Below are 13346 nucleotides of genomic sequence, written 5' to 3' on the forward strand. Positions count from 1 at the left end.
TACCACCCGCGTCGATCACGCTGCCGGCCGTTCAGACGGGCCGTGCGCGAGCGACTTCCCGGACGGTAGAGACGCCGGCGAACCAGCCCTGCAGGGCAGGGTTGATGGCGCCGACCAGTCTCACCGCGTCACGGTGACGGGCGGTAGCGTTGACCGCGAGTAGAGGCTCCATGTGAGCGACCCGGTTTCGCAGCGCATGGAGCCGGGCGGCGCGATCAGCAACAACCAGCCCGTCGGGGTCGTCACGCGACCCCGGGAACGCGTTGACGAGCGCCTGACTCCAGAGCACCTCGCGGGCGCGGCTGTGCTTGTCCGTCGCGTCAGGAGCCGGGAGGAGCCTGACGAAGACCCCGAAGGTGAGCTGGGCGAGGATGTCATCGTGCGTGATCGGCGCCGTCTTGCGGGGGTGGCTGCGCGGGCGGGCCGCGCGAGCGCGAACGGCGTTCGCCTCCGCGGTCCGGCGGGCGTTCGCTGTCATCGAGTTCAACGGCCGCGCCGGATCGATCAGCCACTCGGGCGCATGGGTCCCACCGTCGGCCTTGGGCTGCGCAGCGTTCCAGGTGCGCAACTCGGCATCGATGGCGTTGCGGAGGATCACCTCGAGCAGACCCAGGCTCGAGTGGAACGCGCCCGCGAGCTGCACGTTCCACAAGTACAGGCGCAGCGCGAGATCCATGTCACCGCCGGCAGCTGTCGCGTACGTTCCGAAGCGCGACACGTGCAAGCTGGTGGCGATCAGCGCAGTGGTCTCCGATTGCGGCATGTCTCCATACTGAAGTAACCTGGGACCAATACGAGGACAAGGTCCCTCGTCTCATACATGGAGAAACCCTCGGCGAATCGCCGGGGGTTCTTCACTTTCCGCGGCGCGCAGCCCCAAGGGCTCGACTCACAAGGCCAACGCCTCGAGGAGCGCAGCCTCCGAGACCGAACGCTTCAGCAGCTGCACCGGGAAGATGTCGATGTCGCCGCGCCCGTACAGTGCACGGGTCTCCTCCATCAGCCCGCTCGCGCGCATCAGGATGTTCCCGTCGGCAGGATCCATCTCGACCAGGATGTCGATGTCGCTGCCCTCTACAGCATCCCCACGCGCGACCGAACCGAACAGCCGCGGGTTCCGTGCCCCGTACTTGACGAGCAACAGGTTGAGCTCCGTGCGGCGCGCGTCGAGCACCTCGCGCAACGCGACGCTCGACAAGCTGCTCCCGCTCATGCCCCCAGGGTAGCGGCGCATATGTACCGCGTGACAGGCAGTCTTGACGCCACCTCAAGCTTGACAAGGTGCCTCTTTCATACGCGGACAAACCCTCGGCACATCGCCGGGGCTCTTCGACGCCGCGACATCCGAGATACTGGATCACACACGCACCGGGCGCCCAGCGGATCGGTGCTTCCCGTAGGGGGCCACGACCGCGTCGTGGCCCCCTATCCACACCCTTTCTCCGGCCACCGAGGCGTCCCGCGTCACGTCCAGTGGCAGCAGCGCTCCGCCCCACCCATCGCCGGAAGCGCGCCGTGGCGGACCTGCGCAGCGCAACGGGACAAGATGCTAGGCGCCCAGTCCCTGTGCGCGCGCCGCGGCGACGGGCGGCCACACTGACTCAGTGCCGGCAGATCGCGCCGCGGGCGGGTCACACAACGCCTCGCGCAGCAGGACCTTCGCCCGCGCATATCGGCTCCGTGCCGTCGAGGACGGTATCCGCAGGAGCTGTGCCGCGTCCTCGAGCGTGAGGTCATCCCAGTGCACCAATCGGATGAGCTCCGCCTGCGCCGTGGGGAGAGCGTCGACCGCGCGGCGGACGTCGAGTCCGGCATCCGCCCCTGGAGTCAGCGGATCGTCGAGGGTCTCGGCCAATCGCTTCGTCAACTCATCGCGGGTGCGGATGCCGCGCCAGTGGTGCCGCTGGATGTTGCGCGCCACGCCATACAGCCAGAGGCGCGCCTCATCGGGGGCAGTCGGCATCCTCCGGCGGGACTTCCAGGCCTGCAGGAGTGTCTCGTTCGTGAGGTCGGCGGCATCCTCACGGGAGGGGACACGATGGAGGAAGTACGCGAGGATGCGAGGCGAGTTCTCGGTGAGCGCGGCGCGCACTGCGGCATCGGGGGCGGACGTGCGCGTCACGGTGCCGGCGCTTCGATCGGATCGGTCGAACAGTGGGTCTCACCGCTGGCGCCGACGCCATCGCGGAGTTCGTCGGGCCAGCGCTCCAGCAATGCTTCGCCCATGCCCTGCATGGCGTCCGCCGCCAGTGCGTCCTGCATCAACCATGCATCGGTGTAGAGGGGGTCGGTGATGAGGTCCCCGACGTGCGTGACATCCCAGTCGTTCGGATTCGCGCCCGCAACGAGCCGAGGCAGATCATCGAGTCTCCCCACGCTGTTGAGGCCTCCGGCGAGGACTTCGGTGTTCGGAGCCATGTGCTCGATATCCAATGCCGCCAGATAGTCGCGTGCGGCATCCTGGATCTCCTGCGTGGGGAACTGATCGGCCTTCACCCGCGTTTCGCATGTCCCCAGGAAGGTGCCTTCGACATCGGTCCAGGAGCGGGAGATGACCAGGTCGGGGTCCGTGATGTTCCAAAGGATCCCCTCGGTCGCGGCCACCGTCCCGCCACTGACGAGCACGAGCGCTGCGCCGATGCCGATCGCGGGGCCGAGGACTCGGCGATGTCGCGGAGCGGTGTGCGTGCGATCTTCGACCAGCGCGTGCAGCGCCGCGGCCACCGCGGGGTCGTCGACGCCCGCGCGGGCCCTCCGCAGTCTCTCGTCCAGCTCGTCCATGCGCACCCTCTCATGATCGTGTCACCGCGTGGTCGGTGAGTTCATAGAGCACATGCCGTGTGGCACACGTCTCGTCCACGCGGACCCGAATAATTCCGCTCGAGAGCATGTCCGAAATCCGCCAGCTCCGCACCGAGTCTTCCCAGATTCTTCCCACACGCCCGCACATGCGCGAAAAAACCCCTGATACACAGGGGTTTTTCTGCGGAGACGGAGGGATTTGAACCCGGACCCTACGAGGAGGGTCGTGGGCGTTGAGTGGTACTTCCGTTGATACGACTGGGTTCGCGGCGGTGCATGTGGAGGTTCAAGGCTGTTCGCGGGCGTTCAGGTTTACGCGATTCTTACGCACGTCGTGGGGCGGCGCGGCTCCCCGGCCTCAGCACATGCGGAGCGTCCGCGACCATTGTCCACCGACGAGGTCCGACGGGCTACTCGGTGAAGCCGCTATGCCCGTCGGGGCTGGAGTGTTGAGGCGTGCCGAGGTCACCGGGCCTTCCCGGGGGGTGTGGGAGCGGGTCTGCGGGGGCGCCCGGCCGGGGGGCCCTTGCGTTTCGGGTTGGTCGTCCCGGGAGGGAGCTGGCCTTGTGCGCTGAACGCGTCGACCATCTGCATGATGTAGCCGATGCCGGGCGCGGCCCCCACGTAGACGGCGACGTAGGGGAATGCCTCCTCGAGCGCTGATTCGCCGAGCTCGTAGAGGAAGGTGACGATGAAGGTGGTGGACACGAGGATGTCGCCGACGGCACCGACCACGGCGTCGTCGCCCTCCGCGGCCTCGACCGCGGCGACGATGATCTCGATGAGGGCGACGAAGGCGTCGGCCATCTCGAACAGGTCGCTGGGCCTGGGTTCGCCCGCGTCCCACCCGGCCCCGGTGTTGGGTCCGGCGGTGGTCCAGTAGCAGGTCCCCAGAGCGGACAACAGCTCCCAGGACGGCACGAACGAGTTGACGAACGTGGGCGTCTCGTCGGAGGTGAAGTGGTACACGAAGTTGACGGTCGCCGGAATGAGCGCCATCCACGCCGCGGTGTACTCGAACGGGTCGTGCTCAAGGGCGACGGATTCCTCGTTTGCCGCGACGATCCAGGTGCCGGCCACCGCCTCCCCCAGGCAGAAGTCGACCGCGAGGCGAACGCCCGTCCACGTCTCCACGCTGCCTCCCGTCAGCTCGTCGGAGGTCGAGGTCGACAGCGCGCTGTAGACCTGTCCCATGTTGCTCGTGCTGGTGCCGTCCTTGACGTAGAGGGTCGCCCAGATGACGACGGCCGCGGGGAAGTACACCGCGTCCTGGATCGTGAGCGTGACGTTGCTGCCCGAGACGGTGCCGAACCCGAAGAGCCTGGCCAGGTCTGCGAGTTCGGCGACCTTGAGGGTGACGAATGGCTCGCTGTTGTTGACCACGGCCGACGTGGCGTAGTCGACCGCCTGCTGGGCCTGCTGGTCGAGCTTGTCGTAGACGTTCTCGACCTCCTGCTCGACCTCTTTGAGCAGGCTGCCGAGGCTCTGGCTGAGGTTGGTGAACGTCGCCTGAGGGTTGGACACATCCGCTGCGAGGTTCGTCACCAGCGCCTGGACCGTGTCCACCGTGATGTTCTCCACGGCGGCGACGATGTCCTGCTCGACCTCGCTGAGAACGTCGACCTCGACGGGCATGCTCACCGAGAAGGGCAACTCCTTGAGCGCTCCGGAGACGACCTGGTTGACGTAGCTGACCACCTTGGTGACGAGCTTCGTCGTGAACGGGTTCGCCGCGATGTCATCGAGCAAGGCCGAGGTGACCTCGGTGGGGACCGCGCTGGTGTCGGTCTGCTGGAGGAGCGCGTTGACGCTGTCGTTGCCGATGTAGCTGCCCACGACGTCCCACGAGCTCCCGGCGGGGATCGACGGAGTGGTCTGACCGTTCGCGCCACCCAGCAGGTTCTCGACCAGCTTCCTCAGACTGCCGGTCAGCGCCTGGATGTCCTTGAGGTGCCAGAACAGCGAGATGAGGGCGATGATCCGCTCGATGAGCTGGTAGAGGAAGGACTGTTCGACGATCGTCACGATGAGGTTCGCGACGATGTTGGCGTACTCCTCGACGGTCTGGACGACCTCTTCCAGCGCGGAGTCGACTCCGTTGACCGCCTGCATGATGTCGGCGCTCACGGTGGCGGTGATGCTGTCGGCGGCCAGCTCGATGCCGACAGCCCCCTCGGCGAGGGCTTGGTAGGCCTCCTTCTCGACGTTCTGCAGCCAGTGCAGGGCGTCGTGCAGCGCATGCGAGATGCCCGACCAGATGCTGCCGAGGTCCCCCAGCGGCGGGCCCGTGGACGGGCCTCCACCGATGGTCCCCTTGGGGTACGTGAAGGTGGCCGTCATGGTCGCCAGCCCCTGGGACGGGACGGCCGTGACCGCGGTGAGCGGGTCCGGGCCGCCGGAGCCCGAACTCGCCCCGAGCGCGAGCTGGGAGTTGGCGGCGAGGATGTTCTGCCCCGAGGTGTTGAGGTACTCCGCGAGGTTGCCCATGTTCGCCTGGGACGCGCCGTACACCTTGAACTGCCACCCGCCGTTCGGGTCCGTGCTGTCGTCGTACAACGACGACTGGGACACGTACTGGTAGGTGTCCACCAGCGGGGCGTCGTCGCCTAGGGACAGCAGGGTGCTCGCGGTGCCGTCGTTGCCGAGGCGCTGTTGGCCCTGGGCCGAGAGGTTCACCGGCTGCCAGGCGTAGGTCTCCACCCCCCGCGAGGCGAGCATCGCCGCGTCACCCGAGGAGGGGAACAGTCCACTCGTGTCGACGAGCCGCGCGTAGAGGACCTGCGCGAAGCTCTCCGCCTTGACGACGAGGGCCAACCGGCCGGTCGTGGGGTCCGGCGACGCGAGGAACGAGGAGTACCGGTCGACGTCGTAGTAGAGGTTGCTCGTGTCGTCGGTGACCGTCGTCGGCGAGTCCGCGCGAACCTCTATCTGCAGGTGCGCGTTCGCGTCGTTGTCCATCCGGACGGCACGACCGTAGGCGTTGGCCCCCGCCACCGTCGCCTGCCAGTGATCCCCCGACTCGTTGAGCCCCGGGGGTTGCGGCAGCACCTGCGTCGCGATCTGACGGCTGTGCCAGGTTCTGGTCACCGGGTGGCACATCGTGAGGTACGAACTGAACTGCGTGCTCGATCCCTGCGCCTGCTTGACCTCGACGTGCTCGCTGTCGCGCACGAACCGATGAGGCGCGTACGCCGCCTGGTAGGAGTCGCCGAGCCACACCGCTTGGCTCTGATTCGTCGGGTCGGTCCCGAACGCCAACGCTGCGTTCAACAAGACGTTGTACCCGATGTTGATGAGGTTCTGCTCCCCCGGTGGGGTCGTCGTCTTGACCCAGTTCAGGAGCTGGTGGAGGTTCGACGAGCTCTCCGTGGTACCGGGAATCGGGTCGTAGGCGGTCGAGGTCGTGTTCTGTGGTGGCGGCGCCGGGTTGCCGGACGCGTCGAACAGCCCGTACACCGGGTCGGTGTACGGGGAGTTCTGGGGCTGCAGCCGCCCTTGGCGCAACAGGAAGAGGTTGCCGTCGCTGTTGCAGGCGACGAACCGGAAGCCGCCGAACTTGCTCACCCCGCCGCTGAGTGTCGTCGGCTGGCCGACGCCACCAGCCGGCTCCGGCACAGCGAGCGGGAAGAACCCCTCGAGGGTCACCTCTTCGCCGAAGATGACGAACAGCGCGACGGTTCCCTGGAACCGGGCCAGCTTGACGTGGTGCTTGAACCCGAGGTCGTCGGTCACGGTGTACAGCGCGTTCACGTCGCCGATGGTGTCGAAGTGGGGCACATCGACATCGATCATCGAGTCGGCCGTGAAGGAGGCCACGGCGTAGTCCTGGCCGAAGTAGCTCGTCTTCTGCACCTGGACGTACGGGGCCAGGAACGTCTGCGGGGTGCCGGCGGTCCCCCTGTCGAGCGGCAGAGTGGCGGTCTGGAAGGTGAAGGAGGAACTGTCGGCCCACGACTTGGCGAGGACGACATCGTTCTCGATATGGACGACACGCGAACCACTATCGTTCTCGGGCCAGTCGAAGGTGAAGACCGCAAGCGTTGCGTACCCCGGCCGGTTCGCGCTGTCGGTGAGGGAGAGGATGAGGTAGCCCCCCGGGTAGTACAGCACGATGTACTCGTTGGCGTTGCCCGCCTCGTAGGAGGTCGAGTTCTCGTAGCCGTGCGTCCGGTAGGTGTCGGCGTACTCGACGGCCTGCCCCGGGCCGAGGGAGCCGAGCGTCTCGAACTTCCACGTCACCGGGTACTCGGTCACGCCGGCCCCGATCGTGCTCGGTTCCCACGCCCCCGCTCCCACGCAGACGAAGCCTCCCCCGGCGACGTCGGCGTCGATGACCACGACGACGTAAGTCACCCCGGAGGTTACCGGGTTGCCCGCGTACGCGTTCGCGCGGGAACCCGTGATGGTGAGCACCTGGGTCGGACTCTTCAGCCCCTTGCCTGCTCCGATGATGACCTCGCGGACCATGCCGTCCGTCGAGGCACCGTCGGTCCTCGCACCCCACGGCTGGCGGTAGTGCACGAGCTCCCAGCCGCTGCTGGTGTCCTCCAGCTGGACCAGCTCCGGCGATCCCCAGTGGAAGCCGGTGTCGAGGAACGCCGACTCCGCAGGCGAACTGGAATCGAGGTCGCTCTGCAGCCGCCGACTGTTGCGCGCCCCTTCGATCAGCGCGTGAGATCCAACCGCCGCTGGCGACACGGCCGGCTGCGAGTAGATCGTCTCCTGGAACAGCTCGGTCCCGAAGGTCAGCTGGGTCGCCACCGGCACGGACATCTCGTCGGCCAGGGTGAGCCCCACCTCGGCGGGCTCGACGGCCAAGGCAGAGTCCACCGCCCCCCACCGCGTCGGCGGGATCCCCGATGCGACCAGGCCACCAACGATACCCAGCTGCGCAGTCGTCAAGAACTGGCGCCGGTCCATCACCACGTCGAACGCCCGCAGCTCCTTGGCCTCAACCTCCGGCTGCCCGATCCGCTGCCTGAGTCGCGCCGCCAGGCGCGCCCGCAGGCCGCCTGACCCCAGCTGCTCGTCCTTCACCTGGGCTCCCTCGCCCCTATCCCCGAAAGTACTGTCGCCCGTCGTTCGTGGCCAGATGCTATCCGGCGAACGGCGCCAGACGCTATCCCCCGAACGGTGTAGTTGGCGGTCTGAGGCACCCCGGCCGGTTCGGAGTCTCGAGATCGTGGGTACCGGGCTGGGCAACACAGCGGACCACCACCCCCTTGAGGCGGAGGGAGCGTTTCCCTCAGTCTCGGGGCGCTGATACCCGCGGAAAACACGCGGGTCGATGGATGTGTAGAGCGCCGTCCGCGCGGTCTTGCGTAAAGGATCCTTACGCGATTCGACCCTCTCAGCGCTTCGAATTCGCTCTGATCAGGGGTTTTCATGGCGGAGACGGACGGATTTGAACCCGGACCCTACGCGAGGGCTGGTGGGCGTTCGTCGGTGCTTGCGTTGATATGACTGGGTTCGCGGCGGTGGACGTAGTGGTTCAGGGATGTTCGCGGCGGTCTGGGTTTACGCGATTCTTACGCAGCCGTGTGGTGCCCATCCCGGACGACGACCTTGCGTTCGCCGAAGGTCGTGGTGATCTCCACGGTACCGCGGACCGCTTCGACATAGGCACGGAGCGCAGCCAGCCCCGACCGGTCCATTCCACCAACCGGGACCTTCGGCACTCCCATGACTCACGCGACGACTCATACGGTGGTGCCCGGGGTCGGTACACGCCCCAGGAGATGAAGGGACGTGGTCATCATGGGTGCTGACTTCGCAGACCGGACCGACTTCGACAACGCGGAGCGGGGGTTCGTCGCGCGGCTGGAACCGGGGCAGATCCTAGGTGAGGGTGGCCGGGTCGTGTACGACGCGGATGCCTACACGAGTGCGACGGCGGGCGAGTGCCCCGGCACCGTGAACCCGAGCTTCTGGCGGCAGAGTCAGCTCACCGCGATCCAGGGCCTGTTCGAGGTGACCGACGGCATCTACCAGATCCGCGGCATCGAACTGTCGAACATGAGCATCGTGGAAGGCGACACCGGTGTCATCATCATCGACCCCGCTGTGTCGGCCGAGGTCGCCAAGGCCGGGTTGGAGCTGTACCGGAGCCAGCGGGGCGACCGCCCGGTGACCGGGGTGATCTTCACCCACAGCCACGTCGACCACTTCGGCGGTGTGCTTGGCGTCGTGGACGCCGACACCGATGTCCCCGTGATCGCGCCCGAGGGGTTCCTCGAGCACGCCGTATCCGAGAACGTGTACGCGGGCACCGCCATGATGCGCCGGAGCGTTTACCACACCGGCGCGGCGTTGGAGGTGAGCCCGATCGGCACCCTTGGGGTGGGCCTCGGGCCCGGGACCTCGCTGGGCACGATCGGGCTGATCGCCCCGACGCTGGACATCACGCACACCGGCCAGGAAGAGACCGTCGACGGCATCCGGATCGTGTTCCAGATCACTCCCAACACCGAGGCGCCGGCGGAGATGAACTTTCTCTTCCCTGACAAGCGGGCGCTGTGCATGGCCGAGAACACCACCCACACGCTGCACAACCTCTACACGCTGCGCGGCGCGCAGGTTCGCGACGCACGAGCATGGTCCCGCTACATCGCCGAGGCCATCGACCTGTTCGCCGCCGACAGCGACGTGCTGTTCGCCTCACATCACTGGCCGACCTGGGGCACCGAAGCGATCACGACCTTCCTCACCCAGCAGCGCGACCTCTACGGATACCTGCACGACCAGACGCTCCGGATGATCAACGAGGGATACGTCGGCAGCGAGATCGCCGAGATGATCCAGGTTCCGCCCGCACTGGACGCGGCCTGGAACACACATGGCTACTACGGCTCCGTGTCGCACGACGTCAAGGCGATCTACCAGCGCTACATCGGCTGGTACGACGGCAACCCCGCCCACCTCTGGCAGCACCCGCCGCAGGCCGCGGCCGAACGCTACGTGGACGTGATCGGCGGAGTCGACGCCACCGTCGCCGCCGCGAAGAAGTACGCGGATGCCGGTGACCTGCGCTTCGCCGCCGAACTCGGCAGCCACGCCGTGTTCGCCGACCCCGACCACCAGGGCGCCCGGGGACTGCTCGCCGATGTGTTCACGAAGCTCGGCTACGGGTCCGAGTGCGGCACGTGGCGCAACAACTACCTCGTCGGAGCCGCCGAACTGCTCGCTCCGCCCAAGAAGACCGCCTGGTCCCCCGGAGGGATGGCCGCGGCGCTCACGATCACCCAGCTGTTCGATTCCATCGCCATCCGCATCAACGGCCCCCGCGCCTGGGACGCGAAGGCATCGATCCGCTGGGAGTTCACCGACACCGGCGAGACCTACCGGATGGAGTTGTCGAACGGCGTGCTGGTCCACCACCTGACCGACCGCAAGGATCCCGCGGACCTCGCGATCACCCTCACCAAGCCCCAGCTGGTGGCGCTGCTCGGTGGCAGCACTGACGACATCACATTCGACGGCGATCCGACCGCGTTGCAGACCCTCATGTCGTTCGTCGACTCACCGAGCCCGAACTTCTCGATCGTCACGCCGTAGTCCGGAGCCCGGAGGCAGGGCCCTGCCAGAAGCGCCGCCCACAACGCGCGCAGGTGGCATGATCCGGGGGGAGACTATCCCCCAGTCTCGTGGCCTTGAAACCCGCGGAAGCACGGGGCTCGATCGGCCTCGCCTGAAGCTCTGCACGCAGTTTGCGTAAAGAATTCGTACGCGATTCTTACGCAATTCGACCTTCTCAGCGGACTAAACGTGCTCTGATCGGGGCTTTTTATGGCGGAGACGGAGGGATTTGAACCCTCGGTCCCCTTGCGAGGACTCCACCTTAGCAGGGTGAAAGGGGCCAAATCGGGCCAGCCGGCCCGCTGGCCCGCGCTTCCGCGAGATCCCGCGGAATTCACTGCTGATCAGGCAGTTTTGGGGCCACTGACTGCCGCTCGTGACGCACACTATGCACGGGAGCCTCGCCGTGATCGGCGTTCACGGGATGCTCGGGGACCCCTGGGGGACCCCTGGCCCGGCCGGAGAGGGTTTGGTCGTGGACCGCGTCCGTCGACCAGAAGGGAAGCACCTTAGTCTCCGGTCCGGTCCTTCCAATATCCGGGCAACCGGTTCGTGTGCGCGTACGCGACTACGCGAATCCGCTCCCCCGACACGTAGTACACGATCCGATAGTGAAACGTCTCGACGCGATGGCTGCGCAGATCCGGCCGCCCTTCCCAGCCGTCCACCCGCGGCCATGCGTCGGGGTCGTCCGTGATCTCGCGCAGTGCGACTTCGAACCGGTCGACGAGTTCGTCACCGAGTCAGGCGTGCTGCCGCTCGTAGTACGCGATCGCGTCGATGTACTCCGCGCGAGCCGCCCGGTGATCCTCGACCCACAACGTCACTCGCTGCCACGCGCGGGCAGCGTCCGCGCCATCGCGACCGCCTGAGCGTGGCTCACAAGCGCAACCGCGCCACCCTCCAGCTCCTCCACACGCCGCCGCAGCTCAACATCCCACGCGGCATCGACGGACGCCAGGCGTCGTCACCGCGAAGACGACCACCGGATCGCTGCGGCGAGCGCAAGCACCAGCGCCAGGGTGTAGCCAACCACCAGGAATGCACTCGGAATGAGAAACGCCCCGGGGTGAGGACTCGAAACCTCAGCGAGGGCGAAACTCATCACTCCCCAGGTTCCGGTCCATGCGATCCACGATACGGCGACGCACCACAATCCCGCACGATGGGGAAAGCGGATCGCTCCGCGAACGGCCACCACGGTCACGCCTACCGAAGAACCGACCACAACTGCGCCTGCTAGGAGCGAGTATAGATCGAGCCTTGCGAGCTGAGACTCGTCCATCATCGCTCGGATATCGGAAATGCTGAGTCCGAAAGCATTCGGGACGTGCAAGTAGAGCGACCAAGCCAGGACGCCAGAGCCAATCCAGGCAACAGCCAGCCATGGAAACACCCATCCAGCAATTCTGGTTGACTGTTCATCGCTCACTCTATTGGCCCCCCCAATTGCACGCGCCCGCAAAGCCATCGCGGCCGATCGCGGGCAACGCGACCTGCGGCTTCGCCCAGTAGGGATTGCTCCCGCGATCGAACTCCAAGTCGAACGATCCGTCGCCGAACGTTAGTTGGAGCCTGACCCGGTTTCCCGGACGGTGCTTGTGTGTTGATCATGCCGCGATCTCGGCAGCGGTGTGAAGGGCTTCGTAGTCGGCAGGGCTGAGATCACCGAGCGACGTATGCCGGCGGCGAGAGTTGTAGAAGCCCTCGATCCACTCGAACATCGCCGACGCGAGCTGCGCCCTCGACTCCCAGACCGCGCGGTCCAGCAGCTCGCGTTGCATGGTCGACCAGAACGACTCGATGAGCGCGTTGTCGACGCTGGACGCGACCCTGCCCATCGAGCCGAGGAGCCCGGCCTGGCGGAGTCGGTGCCCGAAGAGCCAGCTGGTGTATTGCGCTCCCCGGTCGGCGTGAACGACCGTGCCGGGTTCGGGTCGGCGTCGCCAGCGGGCCATCTCGAGCGCGTCGACGACGATCTCCGCGGTGACCCGATCCGAGATCGACCACCCTACGATCCGCCGCGAGTACGCGTCGATCACCGCCGCGCAGTAGACCCATCCGTCACGGGCGCGGTGCTGTGTGATGTCGCAGAACCACAACCGGTTCGGGGCGTCAGCGGTGAACTGCCGCTTCACGAGGTCCTCGTGAGTGGCGGTGTCCGGTCTCCAACCGCGTCTCTTGCGGTGATGCGAGACGCCCACCAGGCCGTCCAGCCGCATCAGCCGAGCAACACGTTTGCGGCTGACGTGGACGCCGAGGCCGAGGCGCAACTCCGCGAGCACCCGCGGTGCCCCGTAGGTCTCTCGGGAGTCGGCGTGGATGCGTCGGATCGTGGTCAGCAGCGCTGCGTCCGCGACCGCACGTGCCGACGGCGCCCGGCTCGCCCACTCGTAGTAGCCGGAGGTGGAGACGTGGAGGAACCGGCAGGCCACCGCGACGGGGATCCCGTCGGCGGCGAGCTCCTGGACCAGCCGGAACCCTATTTTGGGAGCACGTTCTCCCTGGCGAAGTACGCCGACGCGCGCTTGAGGATCTCGTTCTCCATCTCCAGCACCCGCAGCCGGCGCCGCAACTCGACAAGTTCCCTACGCTCATCGGTGGTCAGGCCGGACTTCGCGCCGCTGTCGATCGCGTCCCGGTTCATCCAGTTCCGCAATGTGGTCTCGCTGATCCCGAGATCACGAGCCGTCCTCGCGACCGGCTCACCTTGCGCAACCAGATCCAGGGCTCGACGCCGGAACTCCGGCGAATGTGGTGCGGGCATCTCACGGACTCCTTCCGAGACGATCATCGCCTCAACTCAGGTGTCCGGGAAAGCGGGTCAGGCTCCCCCGGACCACGCAGCGGATCCCCATCCGGGAAGACCCCCCGCACCTGACCAACATCAACCCGGTACCGGGACGTGAACGCCGACACCGGCACACCAGCACCCAAGCCCACAGCCACATCCGTCTGCGTCGTCAGCT

At 66.8% G+C, this 13346-nt stretch carries 9 protein-coding genes and 1 tRNA gene; 2 read left to right on the top strand and 8 right to left on the bottom strand.

What is annotated here, in order from left to right; all coding sequences use genetic code 11:
- Positions 1-31: 31 nt before the first annotated feature.
- The 5 genes from HD594_RS00295 to HD594_RS00315 form a co-directional block, all read right to left on the bottom strand.
- Positions 32-763 (bottom strand): hypothetical protein, encoded by a 732-nt coding sequence (locus HD594_RS00295; protein WP_184749037.1) that lies wholly within the window; start codon positions 761-763, stop codon positions 32-34.
- Positions 764-889: 126 nt separating this feature from the next.
- The gene (locus tag HD594_RS00300) at positions 890-1213 is read right to left on the bottom strand and encodes a nucleotidyltransferase family protein (protein ID WP_184749038.1); all 324 of its coding nucleotides are present in this window, start codon (positions 1211-1213) and stop codon (positions 890-892) included.
- Positions 1214-1549: 336 nt separating this feature from the next.
- Positions 1550-2122 carry an RNA polymerase sigma factor gene (locus HD594_RS00305; protein WP_271171231.1) on the bottom strand — a complete coding sequence of 191 codons (573 nt, stop codon included), beginning with the start codon at positions 2120-2122 and terminating at the stop codon, positions 1550-1552.
- Positions 2119-2781: a hypothetical protein gene (locus HD594_RS00310; RefSeq protein ID WP_184749039.1), complete on the bottom strand. Its 663-nt coding sequence runs from the start codon at positions 2779-2781 to the stop codon at positions 2119-2121. The genes HD594_RS00305 and HD594_RS00310 overlap by 4 nt, the downstream gene beginning before the upstream one ends.
- A 486-nt stretch (positions 2782-3267) precedes the next feature.
- Positions 3268-7839 (bottom strand): hypothetical protein, encoded by a 4572-nt coding sequence (locus HD594_RS00315; protein WP_184749040.1) that lies wholly within the window; start codon positions 7837-7839, stop codon positions 3268-3270.
- Positions 7840-8559: 720 nt separating this feature from the next.
- On the opposite strand from HD594_RS00315, the gene HD594_RS00320 reads away from it, so the two are divergent.
- Positions 8560-10356 (top strand): alkyl/aryl-sulfatase, encoded by a 1797-nt coding sequence (locus HD594_RS00320; RefSeq protein WP_184749041.1) that lies wholly within the window; start codon positions 8560-8562, stop codon positions 10354-10356.
- A gap of 232 nt (positions 10357-10588) precedes the next feature.
- On the opposite strand, the gene HD594_RS00325 is transcribed toward HD594_RS00320, so the two are convergent.
- A tRNA-Ser gene (locus tag HD594_RS00325) sits at positions 10589-10694 on the bottom strand.
- A 294-nt stretch (positions 10695-10988) separates the two neighbouring features.
- Here HD594_RS00325 and HD594_RS00330 point away from each other — a divergent pair.
- Positions 10989-11249, top strand: coding sequence for a hypothetical protein (locus HD594_RS00330; protein WP_184749042.1), 261 nt, complete (start codon positions 10989-10991; stop codon positions 11247-11249).
- Between the two features lie 738 nt (positions 11250-11987).
- Here HD594_RS00330 and HD594_RS00335 read toward each other — a convergent pair.
- Positions 11988-12863 carry an IS3 family transposase gene (locus tag HD594_RS00335; protein ID WP_184752396.1) on the bottom strand — a complete coding sequence of 292 codons (876 nt, stop codon included), beginning with the start codon at positions 12861-12863 and terminating at the stop codon, positions 11988-11990.
- Positions 12860-13144, bottom strand: coding sequence for a transposase (locus tag HD594_RS00340; RefSeq protein ID WP_184749043.1), 285 nt, complete (start codon positions 13142-13144; stop codon positions 12860-12862). Before HD594_RS00340 ends, HD594_RS00335 begins: the two co-directional genes overlap by 4 nt.
- Positions 13145-13346: the final 202 nt, after the last annotated feature.

The sequence above is a fragment of the Microbacterium thalassium genome (assembly GCF_014208045.1).
Taxonomy (GTDB): domain Bacteria; phylum Actinomycetota; class Actinomycetes; order Actinomycetales; family Microbacteriaceae; genus Microbacterium; species Microbacterium thalassium.